The following is a 24,361-nucleotide window of genomic DNA, read 5'->3' as shown; positions in this document are numbered from 1 at the left end:
TCACTTCTTCTCTCCCTTGGCGCTGACCGCTTCAGGTGGCAGTTTGCCCAACGCATTGCCGATGGCATTGGCCCAGGACTTGTAGCCCGCAACAGTAAAATGCTGGCCGTCAGTGGTCACCCACTGCCCGGGCTTGGAGAACTCCAGGGAGTCGATGTAGGTACAAGGCGCGACGTTGGTTGCCAAAAACGCGGATATCAGTTTGGTGCGCGCATCGTTTTTCTTGTACATGCCGCCTTCTTTGCCCCACGCCGGGCCTACCCATGCGCATTTGGCACCGTTGGCGGTGATTTCCTTGGCCAGTGCAGACACGTTCTGCCACGCCCAGGCCTTGGGAAATACCGGCTTGTCGTACGAGGCCATGGTGTCGGCAATCACAAGCACCACCAGGTCCGGCTTGTCGGCGGCAATCAAGTCCTTGATTGGGGTTGTAGTCGCATCACGCCCCTTGATCACAATCTTGCCGTTGCCTTTTTTTTCAGCCCCACAATCGACTTTTTTGGTGATAAGCCAATCGCCAGCGCTGGCCCCGCACGCGCCAATCGAATGCACATTCGCGCCTTGCTGGGTCAAGTTGGCGTGCAGTGGTTCCATCAGGTGATTGGCCAGGCTCATGTGACTCTCCCCAAGAACAAGAAGGGTCATACCGGCTAGAACAGATGAAGGCATTTAAAGTCTCCAGGACATCAATTGGAATAAGGGGAACTGTAAGGGCTGACGGGCAGCGCCATCGGGCCGTTCATGTCCTCAAACATGTAACGCAAGTACATGGCACCCGTGACTTGCTGGTAGTCCTGGGCATTGTCCAGACCAAGATTGGCCCCCAGAAAAAAGTTTGAACCAAACTTGTACTCACCGGCTGCGGAGAGACTGTAACCAACCCCAGCCTTGCTCTCGCTGGAGTAGCGCTGGTCGTTTTCAGCTTGCAGCGTGCTGTCGCCAGGGAAGTAGTCCGCACCCGCCTGATGGGAGTACTGGACACCCACCGAACCCTTGACCTGATAGCTGAGGCGCTCGGTGCGCTGCGACCAGGCCACCGGCACCCCAAGGGCAAAGTAGCTTTGCGGGCTGAAATAGCCGCCGTGACCGTAGGTAAAGAAGTTCTGGTTATTGTCGAAGCTCATGCCAGTGGCGCTCAGGCCGAGGGTCAGCTTGCTGTCTTCATCATTTTGCAGATACCAGTAAACACCGGCGCCCAGTTCGGCACGGCTGTTGGACTCTACGTTATGGCCCAACAGCTTGTGCCACGCGCCGTAGCCATAGGCGCCAATCGCCTGGTCGTCGTAGCTCAGTTGGCCACGACCGCCGTTAGCCGTCACACCGCCCCACGACTGCCCGCTACGTTCATCGGTAGTACCGGCGAACGACGTCACGCTGTCGATTACCGGACGGCGCGAGACGTTGACGCCATAGCGCACATTGGAATTGCTGGCGAGCGGGCGATCCACACTCACACCACCGGCGACGGTGCTGTATTGAAAGCCGATTGGCGTAGTGCCGATGTCAGCCTTGATGCCTTCATCCGGACGAGCGAAGCCAACGCTCACACCCACACCACTTTCACGCTGGGCACCAATACCTTCGGTTGACGCGTTGCCACTGCCGAAGCGTTCAGCGGCATACACACCCACCCGTCCTGCGTTCAGGGATACCGGCGTCACACGCACAGCGAGACGGTTGTCACCTGCCGGGAAATTAATCTCCAGCGGCGTCTCGATATCGGTCATCTTGCCCAGGCCCGGCTCGCTGTCATTGGTGCGCACGGTCACACCCTGAGTCACGTAAGCACTGCGTTCCTGAAGGATGCTGTCCAGTGCACGCTGGGCAGAACTGGCCTGATCTACCGCTACATTGACCGTGCCTTGCGGCGCGAAAGGATTGGCCCCGGCATTGCCAAATCGCCCGGAGGGCACGGCCGCACGGCTCGGGATTGCGGCTGCCACGCGGGCTTGTTGCTGACCTGGATAGACGTCTTGAGGCAATAACGAATTGCTGCCTGCGCTATACGATGCCGAATCCAGCACGGCTTGCGCCGGAGCAGGAATCCCGTCGATCGCCCCGCGGCCAACCTGATTACCCGGCCCCGACAAACCTGCAAAAGGGTTGGGCGCCGCGCCCGTACCGGCAGCCTGCGTCGCCAGGCTGCGTTTTTTCTCGGTCTGCTCGATGTCTACGGCCTTGCGCAACAGGTGGGTGGCTTGAGCAGACTTGCCCATGCTGCGGTAGATCCGTGCCGCTTCGGTCAAGGACTGCGGGTCGTAGTTTTGCAGCTTCACGAACTGCTCCAGCGCACGTTCGGCGTAGCCGTTATCACGGGCCAGAACGGCGGCGTCCGCTGCATTGAGCAAGATCTGCGGGTCGTTTGGCTGACGCTGCAGCAAGGGTTTGTACAGCTCGAATGCCTTGGCATTGTCACCGCTGCTGACATACATGCGCGCCAGTGCCGAAACCGCACCCGCATCCCCGGGGCGTGACGCCAGCGCCGGTGCCAACGTGTCATAAGCGCCTGCCAGATCACCGCCTTCACGCAGCAGGTCTGCCTGACGAATACGATACTGGTAAAGCAGATCATCGAAGCGCTTGCGTGTAGCAAGGCTCATTGGCTGATTTTGCAGGCCCCGCAGAATCGAATTGACCTGAGCATCATTGCCCGTCTTCAACAGCAGATTGGCGTACTGCAACATCAGGTCGGCGGACGGTGTCGGTGTCTGGTTAATGACGTCGCGCATCATGGTCAACGCACGTGTGGCGTCACCGGTGTCAACATAGGCCGACGCCAGCGTCGCCATCCGGTCCGGGCTGCGGCTGGCCATCGGTTGCAAACGATCAAGCAGGGCCAGGGCTTCCTGACGCTGGCCGCGCTTGGCCATGGTAGCGGCGAGTTTGACTTGCACCGTCAGGGTAATCTGGTCGGCCAGCTCGCTCATATCGGCGGTGCGGCGGCCCGCAGGAATGCGACTGATGGCGGCCTGGGCAGCGTCCCACTGCTCCATTTCCACCGAGAGCAAAGCGCTGGTGTAAAGCGCGTCAACGTCGGTCGGATGCGCCTTGAGGTAGCTGTCGATCAGGTCTCGGGCTTTTTGTGGCTCGCCGGTCTTGAGGTAAAGGCGGGAGAGGTCAAAACGGGTCCAAACGTTATCCGGGTCGTCCTTGACGGCTTGCACCAACGCCTGTTGCGCACCACGGGTATCACCCCGCTGTTCGGCCAATGCAGCCGCCTGGGTGGAGCGCAGCGCACGCAACCGACCACCGCCGCCCATTTCGGCCTGCTGGGCTGCAGTCAGGGTATCGAGCAAGCGCAATGCCTCATCGGCCTGCCCCGATTGCGACAGCACATTCACAAGCCCTTGTACGGCCTGCGCATTATCTCGCTGCACACTCAATACTTGGCGATAACTGGCCTGGGCTTCATCCAGTTGACCGTTCTGGGCCTGGAGATCTGCCAGGGCCAGGCGCGCTTCGACGCCTTTAGGGTTAAGACGCATGGCCTGTGCAATGTTCTGCCGGGCCTTGTCGGGTTGAGCCTTGGCCTGGTTGCGCGCCTGTTGCAGCAAGGCCCAGTAGCGCACGTTGTCCAATGCGGGCTTCCATCGCGCCCCCCCATTGCCAATGGCACGGTTGAGCAACTGCTCAGCCTCAACCAGACGATTCTGTTGTTGGCGCACAACACCAAGACCACCCAGTGCATCAGGGTCATTGGCCTTGTTTTTCAGGCGTGCGGCGAAAGCTTGCTCGGCACCTGCCTGATCGCCTTTTTCAAGGGCTTGCAATCCACGTTCTACCAGTGGATCTGGTTGCCAGCTCGCTACCCGGCCAGCAGTGCTGGCTTTCGATTTACCTTTGTTCAGTAGATCGCGTATTTCCTGATCATCCGGATGAGCCTTCAAAAAAGCTTCGAACAAAGGTGCCTGGGCAGCGCTCGGAGGACCGGACCACACCAGCGCCAGACGCCAGCTCTCGTCAGCGTCACCACCGATGTCGGGCCGCGTCGACAGTTTGGCCAGGGCACGAATACCTTCGGGACGAGTGTCTTCGTGACGAACCAATTGCTTGGCAAGAAACAGCGCCAGAATCGAGTCATTCGGCGTTTCGTGCAGCAAACGCTCCATGCCTTTGCGAGCTTCCGGCCAGCCTGCAGGGTTGAATGCAAGGTTGTTGTAATACTCTCGGCCTAAAGTGCCTGACGGTGTGCGCCCGGCAAAGAGTTTGCGAAACACCTGAGTCGCCTGGTCACGCTGGTCGCTATCGACCAGACGGCGAGCCTCGGCTTGAAGCGCGATGTTCTGCGGCTCGGTAAGGGCCAGGTCCTGTTCCAGCTGCGCAGCCAACCAAGGGCGGGGCGACAAAGCCTGCAGGCGTTCCAGGTATTGCCTGGCTTGCGCAGACTTTTTCTGCTTGATGCTGGCAAGGCCCATACCGTAAAGGGCGTCGACTTGATTGGGGTCCAGACGCAACACTTTTTCCCAAGCTTCAGCAGCTCGTAGTGAATTGTCACGGCCCTGCCAGTACTGGCCCTGCTCGACCAACTGCGATTGCACGTCCCTTGTGTCGGCGTGGACGGCAGTGCTGATCATGGCGGTTAAAAAACCTATGGCTAGCGAGTGGCGGTGCGGACGCATGACGTCTCCCAAGACAATTTGAGTGTTCCGTCATCACGAAACTGAAAACGATTTTCAGCCCAGCCGAGTGCGAACAAGCTGAGCATGAGGTTGTAATACAAAGGTTCGGTACGCTCGCCGCCGACAGTGGCCAGTGCCTTGTCCAACGCTTGTACGGTTCGACGTTGCTGGGCCTGTGCCAGCCAGGGCTGACCTTTGGTCTGGAAGTACGGGATCAGCGCAGCCGAGAACCCGAACGGTCCCTGACCCTCGAGTGCACCGCTGATGACCTGGACTTTTTCCGGTGGAATACCGGTGGACGCAGTACTGTTTGACATACCGTCCAGCATCGCCAGCAAGGGGGCTGCCAGTGGATCGGACTTGGGCGTCATGCCTGCCCACAGGTACACGCGAATCGCGTCATAACTGCCCTGCTCGCCTGTGATCGGATCAACCACGAACAAACCGGCTTTCGGCCCGGTGGCACGGTAACCAACCCAGTCGGCCACATAGCCTTTGGGGCTGGAAGCCTTGATCATTTTCACCGTGTTTTCGGCTATTTCTTTCCAAGGTCCGGCCGGTGACTCCTTGGCCAGTCGACGCAGCAGCGGCAATGGCAGGTAGCTGGGATTCAACCGCCACAGGTGGTCGGGCTGCACGAAACCCTGTGGCCCCGGCAACACCATTTTGCCCAAACCGGGCAAGCTCACTATCAGTTGGGTTTCTATGTTTGCAAGCAGCTGCAACGCAGCTTCGCGATAGTCCGGCCGCTGCCACAAACGCGCTGCCTCCAGCAGCGAATAAGCGATCCACAAATCCGAATCGGACGCCGAGTTCGCGTCCTGCAATTGCCATGTGCCGTCCTTGCCCTGCCCCCACAGCCAGCCCGGCAGGCGCTTGCTCACATCGGCACCTGCCATGTTGGCCAAGGTCCATTGCCACAGCTTTTCAAAGCGCGCCTGATCGTTGCCTATCAGTGCGAAAAGCATCCCGTAGGATTGGCCTTCGGAAGAGCTTTGATTGACCTGCGCACTGGACTCCAGCATCCGGCCGTCAGCCTGCACAAAATGCGAGGCATAGGTCTGCCAAAGCGGCCACTGAGCATTTTTGCACGCCTCGTCTTGAGCCACCGCAGGCGTCAGCGTGAACGTTACGAAAGCACAGGCAAGCAAACGAAGCGCCGTATGCAGGCGCCTCGTTGAGGTTTTATTGCGAAAGATCGCGAAGAAACTCATGCCCTGTCAGCCGCCCAGACGCTTGTTGGCACGCGCGCGCAATGCCAGATAGGCCAGACCGCTGAGCAGGATCACACCCAGGCCGGTCAGTATCAGCGCCAGTACCACGTGGCGCGACATCAGCCATTGCAGGTATTTGATCGGGCCCAGGCTACCGACGTAGTACTGCTCGTCCGCAACCAGTGGCTCGATATTTTTACCGCGTACCACCACCAGGCTGCCCTGGATCGACTGGGTGTAATCCTCACCACCGATCAGGGCATTGGTCGCGTCGGCCAGGCCCTGGGGCTGACCACTGGCGATCACCACGACGCTGCGACCGTTTTTGAGCGGTGACTCGAATCCGGTGAGGTAGGTACTGCGCGCACCACCGGAAAATGCCATCGCCAGCCGGGTTCTGCGCAGATTGGCTTCAGGGTCGGGGCTGAACCAGTCACGTACCCGCATTGGCAGGTCGGACAGATGAAAACTCTGCAGTCCTTCGCCATCGGCAGCGGGCAGACGATCAGCCCATTGCGTCAGCAACGGCTGATTGGCACCGGATGCCAGCACAAGCAAGTCCTTGTCCGCAGCGCTCCCAACCTGCGCGGCCTGGATCACCTGTACGCCGGTGGCCGGGTAACCCGTGGAGCTGCCGAAACGACCAAGTACAGTCAGGTAGGCATCCAGGTCCGCGGTGCCTGCGTTATCCGGCAACACCACGGCTGTTTGCGACAAGTCGGCCAGGCGGGTGAACGGGAATCCGGCATCCTTGAACACGCCAAGGTTGGGCATGGCGATAAAGTGGTCGTAGCCGCTCACATCGATGGTCGACTCGGGGTCAATGGCCCCACGCATGTTGTCGATGATGATGTCGTTACATTCCCCCTGCTTGATGTAATCGAACATGTATCGCAGCTGCAGCCGTGACTGCAGGGCAGTCGAGTTCAACGCCAGCATCACGGTGGTTTCGCGGCCAAGGCTGTCGTCGGACTTCAGCGCGCTGAGTACGCCGCTCGGAAGCTTGTCCTGGGACGGCAGGTTCTGCGACTGAATCAGCGCATCGTTGAAACTGATGATGAACGATGAGTTGTTGGACTTCTCTTGAGGCGTGTAACGGTACTTGAGGTTCAACGGCGCACCGCCTTCGCGCCAGGTAAACAGGTCCGGGGCAAAGTTGAGCGGTACGGTAATGTCGCCCGGGTTGTAGCCGGACACCGCCAGTTCCTTGGCTGGCAACAACTCACCCAGTTTTACCGGGCGATCACTGGGCAACCAGTTCGGTGCGTCATAGGGTTTGCGTGGCTGCACCACATCCAGGCGGTCGATGACAACGCTATTGCCCGACAAGGCCTGATTGCCCAGCACCAACGCCGTTGCTGCGCGCTTGAGCTCAGCTCCGTCGCGACCGCTGACGACCAGCAACTTGCCATTGGCGTCATTGGGGTTGGTCATTACGGTCAGGGTCGGGCCCTTGGCGGGCGGCAGGCTCAGGCTGTCGATCTGAAGGGCATCCGGGCCACTGACCAGCACCACGGCATTGCCGCTGGCCGGAATCCGGTTGTAACCCGATGAGAACCGCGCACCACGATAGCTGGCCTGGGCACCCAACCACGACGACAGGGCTCCGGCGGCTTCCAGCGTGGCATTGTCGGGCGCAGCGGCGAACACGAACGGCAAGTCCAGGGGACGGGCATCGCGACGATCAAAAAACGGCAGCGGGATAATCGACAGGTCGTCAGGCAAGGCCAGCGGCGATACGTCGATGCCCAACTCCGAAGCATTGCTGATCTTGGCCCACAGGCTGGAGTGCTGGGGGTCCTCGCAGCTCATGGTGTAGTGCCCGATAAATTGCAGGCTCAGGCGGTTGAACTCGGTAATCAGATGAGCCGGGATCTCTACAACCTGTTGCTGCAGTTGCCCGGCCTTGTCCTTGGGCAATGGCAGGCTTGCGGCCACTTCATCGTTGACCAGCACGTTGATTTGCGACAGCTCCGCCAGCAGCGCCGGGGAGTAGGAGTACTGCAGGTTCAGCCTGGCGCCGGTGACGATCGAGTCGGCCCGCACATCGAAGCTGACGCTGTCTGTCGCCTCCACTCCACGCAGGTTCATCGGATAATTGCGGCCCAATTGCTTGAGGGTAACGGTGTAGCTTTTCGCTCCGGGCGCCGTGGCCGCAGACAGGGTTTGGGCACTGGCAGCGCCAGCGCTGAAAGCCAGCAAGGCGCACGTCAGGCGGGCCAGCGCGCGGCGCAGATCGCGCAAGGCGGCGAAGGCTGAAGACGTTGAATTCATCACTTGTCCAGGACATTGTCTAGCGTGGAAGGGGTGACGCGGCGACGGCGCAGCAAGCTGCGCACTTCCATGGCCGAGGCTTTGAAAAGTTCGTGGATACCGCGCAGGCCGATACGACCGACCTCACGCAAGGCGACAAGCGGGGTATCGACCTGCCCGCTGCCCCAGGTCGAAGCCCAGGTGTCGGCGCGGGAGAATGTAAGGCGTACCAGGTCACTCTGCTGACGCAAGGTCAGGGCATCAAACTGCACGCCCGCCAACTCGCCGCGACTGAACACGACCACTGCCGGGAACACACTCGAGTGTTGATTGCGAAACAGGGAAATCTGTACCTGCTCACCCTGAGGCAAGCTGACGCCTTCCGGCAAAATCAAACCCATGCCTTTTTGCGAAAAGTCCTGGGTTACACCCTCTATCACACGGCCATCGGCACAGGTCAGGCGCACAGGCAATTTGGCTGCTACCCGCGGCTCAGCACGTACCTGTCGGGTTTCGCTGGCCACTGCCACTGCAGCACTGGTGATGATGACGTTGTAGAGCGTCCACATCAGGTTGATCAGCACCGTGGTTGTGGCGCCCTCCTCCCCCATTGCCAGCCGCGCGATCCCGTAGGCCATGCCCGCGAGGTTGAGGGTCAACAGCACGATGTATGGGCGGGCGAGTTTCCAGTCGAAGAATTTCTCGTCGATGATCCCGCCCTTGTCGGTCACGTTGAAACCACCATGCTTGGGATCGACCAGCGCCACCAGCACCGGCCCCATGATGTACCAGGCCAGTACGGTCTCGTAGACCTCGTTCCAGAACGAGTGGCGGAAGCGCCCCTGAATGGTGGAGTTGGTCAGGCTGGCATGGAAGATATGGGGCAATGCATAGGCCATGATCATCAACCCCGCGGCGTGGAAAATCTGCGCGTCGAAAAACAGGAAGGCCAGCGGCGCCGTCAGAAATACCAGGCGCGGCAAACCATAGAAGAAGTGCAGCATCGCGTTGAGGTAGCACAGGCGCTGCCCCAGGTTCAGACCCTTGCCGAACAACGGATTGTCGGTGCGGAAAATCTGCGCCATGCCCCGGGCCCAGCGAATGCGCTGGCTGATGTGGCTCGACAGACTTTCCGTCGCCAGGCCCGCCGCCTGGGGAATGGCCAGATACGCCGTGTTGTAGCCGGCGCGATTGAGTTTGAGCGCGGTGTGGGCATCTTCGGTCACGGTTTCTACTGCGACCCCGCCAATTTCCATCAGCGGCTTGCGCCGGATCACAGCACATGAGCCACAGAAGAATGTGGCGTTCCACAGGTCATTGCCGTCCTAGACCAGGCCATAGAACAACTCGCCTTCGTTCGGTACCGAGCGGAAGGTATCGAGGTTCTTTTCGAACGGGTCCGGGGAAAAGAAAAAGTGCGGCGTTTGCAGCATCGCCAGCTTCGGGTCTTTCAGAAACCAGCCAATGCTCACTTGCAAAAACGAACGGGTCGGCACGTGATCGGCATCGAAAAACGCCACGAACTCACCGCTGGTGATCTGCAACGCTTCGTTGAGATTCCCGGCCTTCGCATGCCGGTTGTTGTCACGGGTGATGTAGTTGACATTGATCTGCTCGCAGAACTCGCGAAAGTCTTCGCGACGCCCGTCATCGAGCACGTGGACCCGCAGCTTGTCCTGCGGCCAGTCCATGGCCTGGGCGGCAAAGACAGTCAACTTCACAATATCGAGGGCTTCGTTGTAGGACGGGATGAACACGTCAACTACCGGCCACTCGCTGGGCGGGCTTTTGAGCAATACCGGTTGGCGGCGCAGCGGCCATGCCGTCTGCAAGTAACCGAAGATCAGCACCACCAAGGCATAAAGCTCGGCCAGTACCAGGCCGTAGCCGAACGCGATGTCGATCCACTCATCGAAGTCCAGGGTCGCCGTCAGACGCCAGTACATGTAGCGCAGCGAAGCAGTCAGCGACAGGCAGATCATGATCAGGATGGTCAGCCGGCCAGGGATCCTGCGCAATATCAGCGCCGCACCAAAGCAACCGAGTGCAAAGATGCACTGGGCATAGAAATCAAACGGGGCGGTGACGATCAATAAGCCCACAAGCGTGCAGAACGCTATCGTGCCAATGGTCAGCGCGCGGCGTGCCACAACGGGCCATCGTTCAATACGATCAGCCACGGACTGCGCCCAACGTTGCAGACGGTTTTGTACAACGGGCGGCTCAGTGCTGGTCTTGATCACAGCGCGGACATCGCTGTAGCAGAGCCGTTCTCAAACCCGGCCTTGAGTTGTTTACCCAGCCATGCCATATCCTGGCAGGCTGCAGATGCGTTCGGTGAAGCCAGCGGGTTACGACCATAGGCCAGCGACTCGCCCAGGGTGTTATCCAGTGCAACGACTCCGAGCATCTGCCCGCCCAAACGACGTTTGAGGACCTCAAGCATGTCCCGCGAAAACTCGCGGGTGGCATCGAACTGATTGACCACGTAGTTGCAGGCCGGGGACTCAGGACGGGTGGGGACGGAGCCCATCAGGCGATCCATCTGATCCAGGGCAACAAAGCTGGCAGCGTCGGCGGTGGTGACTACGATCACTTGATCAGCCACATCCAGCGCTTGCTCCAGATACATCGAACGGCCGGTCGGTGTGTCCAGAATCACCACGTCGTTTTCATCCAGATTCAGGCGAGCCAGCTGCCGGGCCAACCAATGGCGATCATGGCTCATGTCCCGTTCCAGGGCACAACGTTCGTCATCGCTCAATACGCCGTACGGCAGCACTTGAGCACCGTCGAAACCCTGCTGAAGTTTGTCGGCCCAGGTGGTGCCATCCTCGCTCGTAGTGCCCATGCCCCTCACACCGGATTCAATCCCGAGGTGGTAGTGCAACGCATTTTGCGGGTCAAGATCGATGGCGATGGCTTTGCATGCGTCCAGACACAAGCTGCTGGCCAACCCGGCGCCCAGAGTTGACTTGCCTACGCCACCCTTGGCCGAAACCAGCGCCACGATATGTGCCTTGCACTTCGGCACACGAGCCCCAAGCTGTGCCTGGGCGTGCATCTCGGCCTGGCGGGCAAGGGCGACTTCGGCGAGCAGATTACGCAACGGGGTTGCAACGTCCCCGGAGGTCATCAATGGTGCTTCAGGCTGGGGGCGCGCTGACTCAACGACTGGCATTGCAGATTGCATGACGGGTTGCGCTCCCGGCGTAACCACCGAAAACGGTAACGACCGGAATGGCGCCTGTTCAATTTTCGGCTCGGCCGCCATGTTCTCGATTACTTGAGCCACAACTTCAGGCAAAGGCGCTGGCTCGGCAGGCAGCGGCATCTTTTGCGGTGCTGCGCACGGGTAGTCGAACGGGGTTTCGAACTCGTGATAGCTGTCTGAAGTCGCGCCAAATCTACTGAATAGATTTGATATGTCGTCTTTGTGGCTCATAGGAAGGCTTCCTGCTTTCTGACTGTTAACGACCCATGACCAGCCGCAGCGCGCCAAAATAAGCCATCACAATGGCATCGTCAATAAATTGAACGAAATAGGATTAGTATCTTGGTAAACACGTAACAAATAAACTTATTAGCCATTTAATTGACGCGAATCAGGATTTATATTTGGCGCTGCTGACGCTGTGTAAATCACCAATACTCCGACCCGACTGCCCCGGCCTGGTGCAGGCAGACGGATGGACCGGGATCCGGGTTCTGAGCACTTCACGCGGGCACCGATCCTTCTACACTGGATAAAGTTGTCGGAAAAAGTGAAATGCGGATCAGAAATAAGGAGAACAGTATGTCTGAGCACTTCAAAGGCCTGAGGGGAGATACCCCCTTTGGCGCCGCAAGCCCGCAGAGCCAACGAGAACTGGCTGTTGCCGCGGCTTTAACCTTGATCCAGTCCAAGGTTCTAAATTCAAGCAGTGCCGGGCAGCTTCAATCAGAGCTCAATCGGCTGAGCAAGTATGCTGATCAGATTCAGGCCGCACTTGAGGTCAAGTGAAGGGAGGCTTTCATACGGCTGACATAAATCCCTCACCTTGCGCTATTGCTGTTCACTCAAGAGCAACGCTGCCACAAAGACTGGAACCTGTCGCCGCAATAGCTTGTTACAGCTTTATCAGCCACAGTGGTTGCCAACATAGAACTTGGGGGTTATCGCCCCGTCTATATTCTCAGGCATCCCTAATGTAGCGGGTGCACTGATTACTGCCCATTGAGGTATATAAGATGCGAATGACACTACCTGCGCTAGTTCTGGGCCTTTTGTTTGCACAAGGAGCAATGGCTGCCGGTGACGGAACCGCCGCTGTCGGAGGCGGTGTTGGCGGCGCGTTGGGTAATATCGTGGGCCAACAGCTGGGGGGGTCCACGGGGGCCGCCGTTGGTGCCGGGGTCGGTGGCGCTGCAGGGAGTGCTATCGGCGCGCCACGAGGCAGCAAAACCGAAGCCGCCATTGGTGGCGGTCTCGGATCGGCCGGCGGATCGGTCATCGGCAACAGACTGGGAGGCTCTACTGGCTCCACCATCGGCGCGGGTCTTGGCGGTGCCGCTGGCGGGGCGATAGGCAACAATCTTGCCGACGATGGCAGCAAGCACAACTCCGGTGGCAAGCATCACAAGAAAAACAAAAACAAGAAGAACAAGCACCGCCGATAAACCAGGCTCAATGTCGCAATGCTGTTCAAGTGTGGGAGCGACCTTGCTCGCTCCCACAAAGTCAGGAATCGCTTAAGTCACAACTTTGCAACTCAGTGTCAGGCTTTTTCAAAGTGCTCCTGATGCTTCACCCATTCCTCATGCACCTCCAGATAGCAAAACCCTCTCCTTGATGGCTTCAGGTGGCGAATGCACGCCAGCCCGTCGAAATCCGACCAGAATAAATTGCGCCTTTATGCCGAGGTTGCTTGCTCAAACACCCCCTGGATCCAGCCCTTCATTTCTCCTGCCAAAAAACGCGTCACGTCTTCTGCAAGGGCCGGTGCACGGCACTTATGCCTCCCGAAATGGCGTATTCGAACAGCTTTAAACCATGCGTTTTTTTGATTAATGCCATGCACATTGAGCATAGGGTAGGCATTTACAGCATTAGACGGCGCCCTCCGGCATTGGAATAGTCGCGCCGCCTGAGCGGTCTGCCAGTGAGCGACAAGCACCACTTCCAAGCGATCTATCCCGGCTATTTACACAGATTTTTCGGTAAATGAACGTTCCTGTTCAGGCAATTACCTACATCAAACTGAAGTAAAGGTAGAAAAAAAATAATATGAAGAAGGCAAAACTTAGCCTCGCCTGGCAGATCCTGATTGGTCTGGTCCTCGGGATTGCAATCGGCGCGCTGCTCAACCATTTCAGTGCTGAAAAGGCCTGGTGGATCAGTAACGTTCTGCAACCTGCCGGCGATATCTTTATCCGTCTGATCAAGATGATCGTAATCCCAATCGTGATTTCTTCACTGGTTGTCGGGATTGCAGGCGTGGGAGATGCGAAGAAACTCGGTCGTATCGGTTTTAAAACCATCATTTACTTCGAGGTGGTCACCACCATTGCGATTTTGGTCGGCCTGGTGCTGGCCAACGTGTTCCAGCCAGGTGCCGGGATCGACATGAGCACCCTGAGCACAGTCGATATCTCGAAGTATGCGGCCACGGCGGCTGAGGTCACCCATGAACATGCGTTCATCGAGACCATCCTCAACCTGATCCCATCCAACATCTTCGCGGCCATGGCTCGCGGTGAGATGCTGCCGATCATCTTCTTCTCGGTGCTCTTCGGTCTCGGTTTGTCGAGCCTGAACGCCGAACTGCGCGACCCGCTGGTGAAAACCTTCCAGGGCGTGTCCGAGTCGATGTTCAAAGTCACTCACATGATCATGAACTACGCGCCAATCGGTGTGTTTGCCCTGATCGCCGTGACTGTCGCCAACTTCGGCTTCGCCTCCCTGGTGCCACTGGCCAAGCTGGTGGTGCTGGTTTACGCGGCCATCCTGTTCTTCGCCTTTGCGGTACTGGGCCTGATCGCCAAGCTGTTCGGCTTCTCCGTGATCAAGCTGATGCGCATCTTCAAGGACGAACTGGTACTGGCTTACTCCACCGCCAGCTCCGAAACCGTGCTGCCGCGCGTGATCGAGAAGATGGAAGCCTACGGCGCACCGAAAGCGATTTGCAGCTTTGTGGTACCGACCGGCTACTCGTTCAACCTTGACGGTTCGACCCTGTACCAGAGCATCGCGGCAATCTTTATCGCTCAGCTGTATGGCATCGACCTGTCGCTCAGCCAGCAACTGCTGCTGGTATTGACCCTGATGGTCACCTCCAAAGGCATCGCCGGTGTGCCGGGCGTGTCCTTCGTGGTGCTGCTGGCCACGCTGGGCAGCGTGGGTATCCCGCTGGAAGGTCTGGCCTTTATCGCCGGTGTTGACCGTGTGATGGACATGGCCCGTACGGCCCTGAACGTGATCGGTAACGCCCTGGCGGTACTGGTAATTTCCCGTTGGGAAGGCATGTACGACGACGCCAAGGGCGAGCGCTACTGGAACTCGCTGCCGCACTGGCGCAGCAAGGAACAGCTGCCGGCCGGGGAAGTGTCGAACACCTGAAAAAGTGATCCTCAGGTTTTGTGAGCTTCACAAAACCTGAGGGAACTGGCTTGAATGCGCTGGCATCACTTCGACGTACCTGAAAAACCATACCGTCGGCATCGCGAGCAAGCCCGCTCCCACAGGGACTTCGCTCGCGCAAATCAACAACGGCTGACCTAACGCCCTTGATCAAAACGGAACGAAGCTCCATACGCTGACGCCGGTAAATGACTGGCGCCGTCGGCCCGCAGCCGTGAACGGAACGTACCGCGCTGAGGTTCGGTGCGATACAAGCCACGTTTCTGCAACTCGGGAATAATCAGCTCCACAAAGTCTTCAAGGCTGCCAGGGCTGATCAGCGGATTGAGCATGTAGCCGCTGGTACCGCTGATGCGAGCGTGTTCTTCGATCCGGTCTGCCACCTGTTGCGGGGTGCCTACCAGAATCAGGTCACTGCCACGTGTGACGTTGGCAAAGCGCTGTTTGACGTCACCGGCCGTCAGGGGCTTGCCACTCCCATCTGCACGCATCACATAGGACGTCATGCCTTCGGTGTGAGTAGACAGAGCATCACTGTCGGCGTAACGGCTAATGTCGATTCCGGTATCACCCGCATAACTGACCAGTTGCGCCTGCAAGTGATAATTGCTTTGCAGCTCGTCATATTTGCGCTGAGCATCGATTTCCGTTTTGGCGGTCACAATACGCAGCACTGTCAGCGACTTCACATCTTCGGCCGGGCGACCGAGCGCCTGGGCCTGGGCCCAGATTTCCTCCAGCCCCTGACGAATCTCATGGGGGTCGGACTTGGCAACAAAGATCAACTCGGCGTGCTTGGCTGCAAATGCCCGGCCACGGCCTGACCAGCCAGCCTGGATCAGCAGAGGCGTTCGCTGCGGCGACGGGGACGTCAAATGCGGACCCGCCACCCGATAATGTTCGCCTGCATGGTTGATCGGCCGAACCCGATCACCACGGGCATACAGCTGGCGCGTCTTGTCGGCAACCACGGCATCATCGGCCCAACTGCCCTCCCAAAGCTTATAGGCCACATCGAGAAATTCCTCGGCACGCTCATAGCGATCATCGTGCTTGATCATCTGCTCCAGCCCGAAGTTTCGGGCAGCACTGGACAGGTATGAAGTGACGATGTTCCACCCTATCCGGCCATCCGTCAGATGGTCCAATGTGCTGAAGCGCCGGGCATGGGTAAAGGGATGCTCGTAGCTGGTGGTCACCGTGACGCCAAAGGCCAGGTTTTCAGTTACCGCAGCCAGTGCCGGGATGATCATCAGCGGGTCATTTGCCGGCGCTTCCACGGCCCATTTCATGGCCGCCTCGGCATTGCCGCCAAATACATCGTAGAAGCCCAGAACATCTCCGAAAAACAGCATATCCATGTGCGCCTGATCGGCAATACGCGCCAGATTTGACCAATAGCCGAGCGAATTGATGCTCAATCGCTCGTCAGCCGGGTGCGTCCACAGGCTTGGCGCGCCACCACAGCCAACACTCGCTTGCTCGTAGAGCGCAAACAACAGAGGTTTTGGATCGGACATCTTGATACCTGAGAAGAATAATTAAGAGGATGGCGTTACCGCTGACTTATGAACCCTTTGCCGTAGTGGCGCTCGAGGCGGTTCTGCACCAGTTCGAGCCCGATCGACATCAACCAATAGATAACGGCGGCGGTGGTGAGCATTTCGATGTAGCGATACGACGAACGCCCGTAGGACTGCGCCAGGAACATCACTTCCCACACGCCCATCACCGAAATCAGCGAGGAGTCCTTGAGCATTGAAATGAACTGGCTGGTGGTCGGCGGCAAAATCGTGCGCATGGCTTGCGGCAGGATGATGTGCAGGAATGTCGCCGTCGGCGACAGCCCCAGCGCCATCGCTGCCTGGCGTTGCCCGGGGGCCACGGCCATGATCCCGGCGCGAAAAATCTCGCTGAGGTAGGCACCGTAATTGAGCGACAACGCAATGATGCCCGCGCTGATTGCCCCCGGAACAATGCCGATCTGGGGCAGGCCCAGGTAGATCAGCAGGATCTGGATCAGCAGCGGCGTCCCGCGAAAAAATGACGCGTAGAAGCTCGCGATCCCAAAGGCCACGGCGCTGCGTGAAAGGCGCGCAAGCGCCGTCACAAAACCGAGCAGCAAGGACAACCAGATCGAACAAAAGCACAGGAACAACGTCAGCGCCGCGCCTTGCAGAAAGCCGTTGGGGCCCAGGTGCAGGCCCATCAGGTTCGGCAACTTATCCAGGATGATCGACAGCTTCAGGTCGAAGCTCATGAAGAACATGACGCACAAAGCGAACAGCACCGCCCACGTCAGATAGAGCCGGGTGCGAAAGCCAAACAGCTGGCTCAAGCGACGGGGTTCGGTCTTGGCGAGTGAATGTGTCTTGGCGGGGTGTGGATTGTGGGCTGTCATTGGCTGATATCGGAACCGATCCACTTCTGTGAAATCTTGCTCAGGGTTCCGTCGGCCTTCAGCCCGGCAATGGCTTCAGTCACCTTGGCACTCCACTGCGGATCGCCCTTTTCAATCGCCACCACGTTGGGTTCTGCGTACAGCGCGGGGCCAGCGATCTTGAAGCGCGGATCCTGGGCAATCCGCTCACGGGCCGTGATCAGATTGGTGACCATCGCATCCAGACGCACCCCGCTGCCCAAGGCCAGGTCCTGGAACGCCACGGTTTCATTGTCGTACGGGGCAATCTGGACATTCTCGAACGGGTAGCTCAACGGCTTGTCTTCGGCGCCTTCAATCACCAGGTCCTTGTTCAGATAGGCTTCATAGGTGGACGCGCTGATCACGCCCACTTTTTTCCCGGACAAATCCTTGCCTTCAACGATGTGGTTATCCTTAGCGTTCACCACGATCACTGCCGGCGACTGGTAATACTCGACCGGAAAGTCGAACACTTCAGCCCGGGCCTTACTCGGGGTCATCGAGCACACGCAGATATCGTAACGCCCGCTCCAGCGGCCTGCGGCGATGACATCCCAGGACGGTGTTTCCAGCTTGAGCTTGACCCCCAGGCGCTGCGCCACGGCCTTGGCGACGTCAACGTCAAAGCCGTCCAGCTGGTTCTGATCGTTGAGAAAGGAGAATGGCGGATAGCTCTCCATCAGCACGCCCGTCATCTCCCCTTTTTGGGTTACGCGATCCAGGGTGGGGCCCGCAAAAGCCGTTGCACAGGTCGCGAGCAGAGCGAGGCCGAAAGGTAAGAGCGCCGATGTTTTCAAAGACCAATACTCCAATCATTTCAAAGTCATTTGAATAGATTAAAACGTACTATAAATCTCATTTGTACTTGTTTTATGGAATAAAAACCTCGCTTCGAGCTATATCGAATGACACTGAAACCTCACCAGACAGGCTGCTCGCTTCGACGCAGGTTTGAGCGGTTAAACAGGGTTGGCGCTGAGCCCTCCCCTGGCTTGCCAGCGCGATACGTGTCACACGGATTTTATTTCCATGGCCAGGTGCTATTGCATAACCGCCAGAGTCCGGTAGAACCTTGGTGATCAGCGCAAGAATGTGCAGAGACTTGCCATCGATTTCGGCAATTGAAGGAAAAGCATCATGGATACGGAAAAACTCAAGACGTTGTTGAAACCCTGGCTCTCAGCAGAGACATGGCACAGCGGAGATCAAGTGGACGATCAACGCTTTCACCTGGCGTTAAAAAGCGCATTCGATGAATTTGGCGTACACATCAGCTCAGATGACTTTCAGCAGGCCATTGTGCTTTGCCTGCATGAGTACCGACCGAGGGACGTCACGTCATACGAAAACGATGTCGAAGAGTTCGCGCAGCGCGGCGAAGACATCGCCAGCTATCTGACCGACCTCAAGCCACATTGATTCTCCCGCCGCTTCACTGCGCCAGTCGCTCCCGGCCTGGCGAAAGTGCTCATCGAGGGTCTGACGATAGATGTCCTGACCCGCGAGGTTGAGAAGGCCACGCCGCGAAAATCCTCCATGGCCGCCAGCGGGTGGCCCTGGGGCAGGATAACGACCCTGGAAGTAGGCTAACGTGTTGCGACACAGATGCCCGTCGGGAAGTATCAGATTCCGGCAACCAGAGAGACCGCCATGATCCGGCTAGCTGAAGCACACGATGAACCCAACATCCGGGACTGCGCCGAACAGGCTTACGCGCGCTATGTACCAGCGATTGGGCGCAAACCTGCGCCCATGGTTGCTGATTTTGCCGCGCAGATTGCAGCTGGCGCTGTCTACGTCGCGACGGATGAGCACTGCACCTTTCAAGGGTTCGTTGTGTTTCATGCCAGGGAGGAGCATATCCTTCTGGAGAATGTGGCCGTCCTGCCCAGCGCAACCGGACGCGGCGTGGGCAAATCGCTCATTGCCTTTTGTGAAAGCGCCGGCCGCGAGCGCGGCATGCAGGCCGTGCAGCTTTATACCAATGTGATGATGGCCGACAATCTCCTGATCTACCCCAAGCTCGGGTATGTAAACGTTGGGCAACGCACTGAAGACGGATTCAAGCGCGTCTATTTCGAAAAGCTGCTCACGCTTCCAGACTCGATCTGACCTGTGCGCCAGCAAACGATCAGGATTCAAATAACTGTTTCGCGGGACTCTGACATTGGAATTAAGACAGCTGCGCTATTTCGTCAAAATCATCGAGCATGGCAGCCTCGGGCGGGCGGCACTGGAACTGGACGTTGGGGTGTCAGCCCTCAGCCAGCAGATCTCCAAGCTGGAAAGCGAGCTGTGCACCCGCCTTCTGAATCGCACCACCACTGGCGTGACGCCGACAAGCGCCGGCCTCGGGTTTTTACACCACGCCCAACTGACACTGCGCCAAGCGCAAAACGCCATCATGGCCGCCCATCGCGGGCGAATGAGTGGCTACGTGAGCGTGGGCCTGCCGCCCACCACCGCAACCGTTCTTGCCTTGCCGTTGATCAACGCAATGCGTGCCCGGTATCCGGACATACAGCTGCATCTGGTAGAAATGCTATCCGGGCACCTGGCTGCACAGCTCAACGCCAGACAAATCGACCTGGCCATTCTGTTCCAGCTCGAAGGCGGGAAACGCTGGAGTGTGACACCCCTTCTGGACGAAAAGCTGTTCGTCATTGCCTCCCCCACTCTGCCCCAGGCTCCGTGTGGTGACAGCGTGCAGTTGGCAGACCTCGGTAGCTTGCCGCTGGTAATGCCCAGTGCACAGCACGGCTTGCGTTCAGGCTTGGTGAACGCGTTCGAGCGGCTCGGGCTAACACCCAATGTCATCATGGAAGTGGACGGTCTTGCCGTCCTGATGAACGCCGTCCGGGCCGGTCATGCTGCAACCATACAACCGGGCGCCGCCGCCGCATTGAAAGACGAGTCTGGACTCTCACTGGTCAGAATTTCCGATCCCCATGTGGGGCGACGCAACCTTCTGGCCACACTGGCTGAAGACGAATTGTCCCCAGCCGCGCTGGCAACCCGGTTGGTCATCGTCGACGTGGCGCGACAACTGGTGGTCGACAAACAGTGGCCAGGCGCAACGTGGATTGAGGAACAGGACCCTTGATTCCCCGTTCAACCTCGAGCTGAGCGGCATCGTGCACCGGTAAGTCTTTAGAAAAACTGAACACCCCGCGCCAAAAGCAGCCTTTCGGCCCTCCACCCTCGCCTCTATCGTGCCCTCAACTCGCAAGGAGCACCTCGTTCCCGCTTCCTTGCAAATCGAGGAGCGATAATGATCGATGTATTAATCGTGGGGGGTGGTAACGCAGCCTTGTGCGCCGCTCTGATGGCGCGAGAAGCTGGCGCCAGCGTGATGCTGCTGGAAGCCTCGGCGAAAATCTGGCGCGGGGGCAACTCCCAACACACCCGCAACCTGCGCTGCATGCACGACGAGCCTCAGGACGTGCTGATCGATGCCTATCCGGAAGAAGAGTACTGGCAAGATCTTTTGAAGGTCACCGGCGGCATTACGGATGAGAAACTCGCGCGCATCGCTATCCGTGCATCATCCACCTGCCGCGACTGGATGCGCTCCCACGGCGTGCATTTTCAGCCCCCCCTGTCCGGCGCACTGCACGTGGCGCGGACCAATGCTTTTTTCATGGGTGGCGGCAAAGCATTGATCAATGCGTATTACCGCAGCGCCGAACGCCTCGGTGTAAAAATCCGCTACAACGCCCAAGTCACCGACATTGAGCTGGACGACGATAAATTCGTCGCCGCCCACATTGGCGAGCACGAAGTGGATGGCCAGCCTGTGGCGGCTGAACGTATTGAAGCCCGGGCCTGCGTGTTGGCCAGCGGCGGTTTCGAGTCCAACCGTGAGTGGCTCCGCGAAGCGTGGGGGCAGAACGAACGCGGTGAATGGCCGTCCGATAACTTCCTGATCCGCGGGACCCGATTCAATACCGGCATTGTGCTGCGGCGCATGCTTGATCTCGGCGCCGATGTCATCGGTGATCCGACCCAGGCCCACATGGTGGCAATTGATGCCCGCGCGCCCCTGTATGACGGCGGCATCTGCACACGCATCGACTGCGTTTCGCTGGGGGTGGTGGTCAATCGCGAGGGCGAACGCTTCTATGACGAGGGCGAGGATTTCTGGCCCAAGCGCTATGCGATCTGGGGGCGCCTGGTCGCCGGACAACCGGGTCAGCAGGCGTACTCCATCATCGATCAGCAGGCCATCGGACGCTTCATGCCGCCCGTCTTCCCCGGAACCACGGCCAATACCCTGCAGGACCTGGCCCGCCAGCTGAAACTGCCTCAGGATCAATTCGTCAAGACCGTCGAGGACTACAACAACGCCTGTCGCGTCGGCACTTTCGACCACACCGCGCTGGACGACTGTCACACCCAGGGGCTGACACCTGCCAAGACCCATTGGGCCCGGCCGTTGGTCAAACCCCCTTTTTATGCCTACCCGCTGAAACCGGGTGTCACGTTCACCTACCTGGGCCTTGCAACCGACCACACCGCCGCCGTGCATTTCAACGGCAAGGCGAGCCCCAACCTGTTCGTGGCCGGAGAAATGATGGCCGGCAATGTACTGGGCAAGGGATACACCGCCGGCATAGGCATGGCCATTGGCACTGCATTCGGCCGTATAGCCGGTGCACAAGCGGCTGCCTCGGTGGGCTTTGGCGCTTTATCTGCGAACACGGAGTCTCGACATGCAACTGTTTGATCCCACGGCGTCGGGCGGTCTGATCCCGGTCCTGAACCTTGACGAAAGTGAAGTCCAGCGGCAGATGAGCATTTGTAATGCCTGTCGTTATTGCGAGGGCTTCTGCGCGGTTTTCCCGGCAATGACACGCCGCCTGGAGTTCACCCAGGCAGACATCCATTATCTGGCGAACCTGTGCCATAACTGCGGCGCATGCCTGCACGCCTGTCAGTACGCTGCCCCCCATGAATTCGAGGTCAATGTCCCGAAAGCCATGGCCAAGGTACGCCTTGATACCTACGCCGAATACGCGTGGCCACGCGCGATGGGCAAGTTGTATCAGCGCAACGGTCTGACACTGGCACTGGCGTCGGGAGCGGGCCTGGCACTCTTTCTATGCCTGACCCTGATGCTCATGGGCAACCTGTTCACCGCCATTCCTGGAGGTAACTTCTACGGGATTTTCCCGCACAACACCCTGGCGTTGATGTTTGGCGCGGTGTTCGGCTTTGCGGTACTTGCGCTGACCCTGGGTGTAAGGCGCTTCTGGCACAACATCTCACCACCCGCAGCCTCCCTGCCGTTAAAAACCTCTGCGGCGCTGGAGGCGACGGCCAACGTTGCACAACTCAAATACCTGGACGGCGGCCATGGCCAAGGCTGCAACAACGCCGACGATAAATTCACCCTGTGGCGCCGCCGGTTTCACCACCTCACTTTCTACGGCTTCCTGCTGTGCTTCGCAGCAACCGGTGTCGCCACGCTTTATCACTATCTGCTGAAGTGGTCGGCGCCTTATCCGGTGTCCAGCCTGCCCGTGATGCTGGGCATTGCCGGCGGCATAGGTCTGCTGATCGGCCCCGCAGGCCTGCTTTGGTTGAACCTGCGCCGCAATCCGGCCCACGGCGACGTGAATCAAAAACCCATGGACCTGGGCTTCATCGCCCTGCTGTTTCTGGTCAGCGCAAGCGGCCTGGCGCTCCTGGCGTTGCGCGAAACCAGCGCACTGGGCCTGACGCTGGCTATCCATCTCGGACTGGTCATGGCGTTTTTCCTGACCATGCCCTACAGCAAGTTCGCCCATGGAATTTTCCGCAGCGCAGCACTGCTCAAACACGCCATCGAAAAGCGTCAACCCAACCCGATTAACGCCGGCAGCGACTGACGGTCAGGTCACTCATTCCAATAACAATAGTGAGCACAACGGTAGCCATGATGAAAACTACAACGACAACACCCCGCGCCAAGGGGTCCAAACTGGGCGCCATCTTGCGGGTCACCAGCGGCAACTTTCTCGAACAGTTCGACTTCTTCTTGTTCGGGTTTTATGCGACCTACATCTCCCGGACGTTCTTTCCCGCCACCAGCGAATTCGCCTCGCTCATGATGACTTTTGCCGTGTTCGGCTCCGGCTTCCTGATGCGTCCGCTGGGTGCGATTGTGCTGGGGGCTTACATCGACAAGGTTGGCCGGCGCAAAGGGCTCATCGTGACGTTGTCGATCATGGCAGCCGGTACCGTATTGATCGCCCTGGTGCCGGGCTATGCCAGCATTGGCATAGCGGCACCGATTCTGGTGCTGTTGGGCAGGCTGCTGCAGGGCTTCTCCGCCGGTGCGGAAATGGGTGGCGTTTCTGTGTACCTCGCGGAAATTGCCACACCCGGTCACACCGGTTTTTACACCAGTTGGCAATCCGCCAGTCAGCAAGTTCTAATCGTCGTCGCAGCTGCGTTGGGCTACACCATCAACGCCACCATGCAAGCCGCTGAAATCGCCGACTGGGGCTGGCGTATTCCGTTCTTCATTGGCTGCGTGATCATCCCGTTCATTTTCATTATTCGCCGCTCACTGGAAGAAACCGAAGCCTTCACGGCACGCCACCATCGTCCAACGACCCGCGAGGTTTTTCGCTCGATGCGTGATAACTGGCGCACCGTGCTGGCAGGCGGTTTGCTGGCGTCCATGACCACAACCACGTTCTACCTGATCACGGTTTACACCCCTACGTTTGGCAGAACCGTACTGAACCTGAGCACCACTGACAGCCTGGTGGTGACTCTGCTGGTCGGCATCAGCAACTTCTTCTGGCTGCCTATCGGTGGCGCACTGTCTGACCGTATCGGTCGTCGGCCTCTGTTGCTGGCGATTTCCTTACTGTGCATCTTCACAGCCTACCCGGCCATGCACTGGCTGGCAGAAGCCGCCAGCTTCGAACGACTGCTTGCCGTTCTGCTGTACTTCTCATTCTTCTTCGGTATTTACAACGGCGCCATGGTCGCGGCACTGACCGAAGTGATGCCGCAAAATGTGCGTGTGGTGGGGTTCTCCCTGGCCTTCAGTCTGGCGACCGCGGTATTTGGCGGCTTCACCCCGGCAATCTCGACTCTGCTTGTCCAGGCCACCGGGGATAAAGCTTCCCCTGCGTACTGGCTGATGTTCGCGGCAGTGTGCGGATTTACTGCGACAACGATTCTGTATCGTCGGCAAAAAACCCTAGCGGTCAGCGCCGTATAACAGAGGCTCGCTACG

17 protein-coding genes and 2 pseudogenes are annotated in these 24,361 nt (G+C 58.6%); 9 read left to right on the top strand and 10 right to left on the bottom strand.

The window, feature by feature from the left end; translation table 11 throughout:
* The 6 genes and pseudogenes from V6P94_RS12690 to bcsQ form a co-directional block, all read right to left on the bottom strand.
* Positions 1 to 669, bottom strand: coding sequence for an SGNH/GDSL hydrolase family protein (locus V6P94_RS12690; RefSeq protein ID WP_338646749.1), 669 nt, complete (start codon positions 667 to 669; stop codon positions 1 to 3).
* Between the two features lie 17 nt (positions 670 to 686).
* Positions 687 to 4,619: a cellulose synthase subunit BcsC-related outer membrane protein gene (locus tag V6P94_RS12685; protein WP_326398227.1), complete on the bottom strand. Its 3,933-nt coding sequence runs from the start codon at positions 4,617 to 4,619 to the stop codon at positions 687 to 689.
* Positions 4,595 to 5,833, bottom strand: coding sequence for a cellulose synthase complex periplasmic endoglucanase BcsZ (bcsZ, locus tag V6P94_RS12680; protein WP_133078188.1), 1,239 nt, complete (start codon positions 5,831 to 5,833; stop codon positions 4,595 to 4,597). Before bcsZ ends, V6P94_RS12685 begins: the two co-directional genes overlap by 25 nt.
* Positions 5,834 to 5,839: 6 nt before the next feature.
* Positions 5,840 to 8,107 carry a cellulose biosynthesis cyclic di-GMP-binding regulatory protein BcsB gene (gene bcsB / locus V6P94_RS12675; protein ID WP_133078187.1) on the bottom strand — a complete coding sequence of 756 codons (2,268 nt, stop codon included), beginning with the start codon at positions 8,105 to 8,107 and terminating at the stop codon, positions 5,840 to 5,842.
* Positions 8,107 to 10,329 (bottom strand): annotated as a pseudogene (bcsA, locus tag V6P94_RS12670) (UDP-forming cellulose synthase catalytic subunit). Before bcsA ends, bcsB begins: the two are co-directional and overlap by 1 nt.
* On the bottom strand, positions 10,326 to 11,531 hold the full coding sequence (gene bcsQ / locus V6P94_RS12665; RefSeq protein WP_326398229.1) for a cellulose biosynthesis protein BcsQ: 1,206 nt from the start codon (positions 11,529 to 11,531) through the stop codon (positions 10,326 to 10,328). The pseudogene bcsA and the gene bcsQ overlap by 4 nt, the downstream one beginning before the upstream one ends.
* A 351-nt stretch (positions 11,532 to 11,882) precedes the next feature.
* Between bcsQ and V6P94_RS12660 the strand changes: the two genes are divergently transcribed.
* From V6P94_RS12660 to gltP, 3 genes are all read left to right on the top strand, one after another.
* Positions 11,883 to 12,089, top strand: a complete 207-nt coding sequence (locus tag V6P94_RS12660; RefSeq protein ID WP_133078185.1) for a hypothetical protein — start codon at positions 11,883 to 11,885, stop codon at positions 12,087 to 12,089.
* 227 nt (positions 12,090 to 12,316) lie between these two features.
* Entirely contained in the window at positions 12,317 to 12,745 is a 429-nt protein-coding gene (locus tag V6P94_RS12655) for a glycine zipper domain-containing protein (RefSeq protein ID WP_133078184.1), read from the top strand.
* A gap of 607 nt (positions 12,746 to 13,352) precedes the next feature.
* Positions 13,353 to 14,684 carry a glutamate/aspartate:proton symporter GltP gene (gene gltP, locus V6P94_RS12650; RefSeq protein ID WP_338646743.1) on the top strand — a complete coding sequence of 444 codons (1,332 nt, stop codon included), beginning with the start codon at positions 13,353 to 13,355 and terminating at the stop codon, positions 14,682 to 14,684.
* Positions 14,685 to 14,842: 158 nt separating this feature from the next.
* On the opposite strand, the gene V6P94_RS12645 is transcribed toward gltP, so the two are convergent.
* The 3 genes from V6P94_RS12645 to V6P94_RS12635 are packed head-to-tail and all read right to left on the bottom strand — an operon-like array spanning position 14,843 to position 17,924.
* On the bottom strand, positions 14,843 to 16,225 hold the full coding sequence (locus V6P94_RS12645; protein WP_133078182.1) for an LLM class flavin-dependent oxidoreductase: 1,383 nt from the start codon (positions 16,223 to 16,225) through the stop codon (positions 14,843 to 14,845).
* A 35-nt stretch (positions 16,226 to 16,260) separates the two neighbouring features.
* Entirely contained in the window at positions 16,261 to 17,106 is an 846-nt protein-coding gene (locus V6P94_RS12640; protein ID WP_326398230.1) for an amino acid ABC transporter permease, read from the bottom strand.
* On the bottom strand, positions 17,103 to 17,924 hold the full coding sequence (locus tag V6P94_RS12635) for an ABC transporter substrate-binding protein (RefSeq protein ID WP_219263260.1): 822 nt from the start codon (positions 17,922 to 17,924) through the stop codon (positions 17,103 to 17,105). Before V6P94_RS12635 ends, V6P94_RS12640 begins: the two co-directional genes overlap by 4 nt.
* 340 nt (positions 17,925 to 18,264) lie before the next feature.
* On the opposite strand from V6P94_RS12635, the gene V6P94_RS12630 reads away from it, so the two are divergent.
* Positions 18,265 to 18,546 carry a hypothetical protein gene (locus V6P94_RS12630; protein WP_133077248.1) on the top strand — a complete coding sequence of 94 codons (282 nt, stop codon included), beginning with the start codon at positions 18,265 to 18,267 and terminating at the stop codon, positions 18,544 to 18,546.
* An 18-nt stretch (positions 18,547 to 18,564) separates the two neighbouring features.
* Here V6P94_RS12630 and V6P94_RS25070 read toward each other — a convergent pair.
* Positions 18,565 to 18,701: pseudogene (locus V6P94_RS25070) on the bottom strand (LysR family transcriptional regulator); the annotation flags it as partial.
* Positions 18,702 to 18,777: 76 nt separating this feature from the next.
* Between V6P94_RS25070 and V6P94_RS12625 the strand changes: the two are divergent.
* The 5 genes from V6P94_RS12625 to V6P94_RS12605 all read left to right on the top strand — a co-directional run bounded on the left by V6P94_RS12625 (position 18,778) and on the right by V6P94_RS12605 (position 24,346).
* Complete coding sequence (locus V6P94_RS12625; RefSeq protein WP_133077247.1) at positions 18,778 to 19,239, top strand: GNAT family N-acetyltransferase; 462 nt, start codon at positions 18,778 to 18,780, stop codon at positions 19,237 to 19,239.
* Positions 19,240 to 19,294: 55 nt separating this feature from the next.
* A complete protein-coding gene (locus V6P94_RS12620; RefSeq protein ID WP_133077246.1) occupies positions 19,295 to 20,230 on the top strand; it encodes a LysR substrate-binding domain-containing protein in 936 nt (311 codons plus the stop codon).
* 168 nt (positions 20,231 to 20,398) lie between these two features.
* Positions 20,399 to 21,853, top strand: coding sequence for an FAD-dependent tricarballylate dehydrogenase TcuA (tcuA, locus tag V6P94_RS12615; RefSeq protein WP_133077245.1), 1,455 nt, complete (start codon positions 20,399 to 20,401; stop codon positions 21,851 to 21,853).
* Entirely contained in the window at positions 21,840 to 22,997 is a 1,158-nt protein-coding gene (gene tcuB / locus V6P94_RS12610; protein WP_219261475.1) for a tricarballylate utilization 4Fe-4S protein TcuB, read from the top strand. Before tcuA ends, tcuB begins: the two co-directional genes overlap by 14 nt.
* 47 nt (positions 22,998 to 23,044) lie before the next feature.
* A complete protein-coding gene (locus tag V6P94_RS12605) occupies positions 23,045 to 24,346 on the top strand; it encodes an MFS transporter (protein WP_338646735.1) in 1,302 nt (433 codons plus the stop codon).
* Positions 24,347 to 24,361 lie beyond the last annotated feature (15 nt).

This window comes from Pseudomonas sp. ML2-2023-3, from assembly GCF_037055275.1.
Classification (GTDB): Bacteria; Pseudomonadota; Gammaproteobacteria; order Pseudomonadales; family Pseudomonadaceae; genus Aquipseudomonas.
The sequence above is the reverse complement of the archived record's forward strand: the minus strand, read 5'-3'. Positions and strand labels throughout refer to the sequence as shown.

What these genes read in the sequence shown, in the direction of transcription:
- V6P94_RS12645 (WP_133078182.1), bottom strand. Translation starts at nt 16,225, where the DNA reads ATGTCCGATCCAAAACCTCTGTTGTTTGCGCTCTACGAGCAAGCGAGT.
- tcuB (WP_219261475.1), top strand. Translation starts at nt 21,840, where the DNA reads ATGCAACTGTTTGATCCCACGGCGTCGGGCGGTCTGATCCCGGTCCTG.
- bcsZ (WP_133078188.1), bottom strand. Translation starts at nt 5,833, where the DNA reads ATGAGTTTCTTCGCGATCTTTCGCAATAAAACCTCAACGAGGCGCCTG.
- V6P94_RS12605 (WP_338646735.1), top strand. Translation starts at nt 23,045, where the DNA reads ATGATGAAAACTACAACGACAACACCCCGCGCCAAGGGGTCCAAACTG.
- bcsQ (WP_326398229.1), bottom strand. Translation starts at nt 11,531, where the DNA reads ATGAGCCACAAAGACGACATATCAAATCTATTCAGTAGATTTGGCGCG.
- V6P94_RS12685 (WP_326398227.1), bottom strand. Translation starts at nt 4,619, where the DNA reads ATGCGTCCGCACCGCCACTCGCTAGCCATAGGTTTTTTAACCGCCATG.
- gltP (WP_338646743.1), top strand. Translation starts at nt 13,353, where the DNA reads ATGAAGAAGGCAAAACTTAGCCTCGCCTGGCAGATCCTGATTGGTCTG.
- V6P94_RS12690 (WP_338646749.1), bottom strand. Translation starts at nt 669, where the DNA reads ATGCCTTCATCTGTTCTAGCCGGTATGACCCTTCTTGTTCTTGGGGAG.
- V6P94_RS12630 (WP_133077248.1), top strand. Translation starts at nt 18,265, where the DNA reads ATGGATACGGAAAAACTCAAGACGTTGTTGAAACCCTGGCTCTCAGCA.
- V6P94_RS12660 (WP_133078185.1), top strand. Translation starts at nt 11,883, where the DNA reads ATGTCTGAGCACTTCAAAGGCCTGAGGGGAGATACCCCCTTTGGCGCC.
- bcsB (WP_133078187.1), bottom strand. Translation starts at nt 8,107, where the DNA reads ATGAATTCAACGTCTTCAGCCTTCGCCGCCTTGCGCGATCTGCGCCGC.
- V6P94_RS12640 (WP_326398230.1), bottom strand. Translation starts at nt 17,106, where the DNA reads ATGACAGCCCACAATCCACACCCCGCCAAGACACATTCACTCGCCAAG.
- tcuA (WP_133077245.1), top strand. Translation starts at nt 20,399, where the DNA reads ATGATCGATGTATTAATCGTGGGGGGTGGTAACGCAGCCTTGTGCGCC.
- V6P94_RS12655 (WP_133078184.1), top strand. Translation starts at nt 12,317, where the DNA reads ATGCGAATGACACTACCTGCGCTAGTTCTGGGCCTTTTGTTTGCACAA.
- V6P94_RS12625 (WP_133077247.1), top strand. Translation starts at nt 18,778, where the DNA reads ATGATCCGGCTAGCTGAAGCACACGATGAACCCAACATCCGGGACTGC.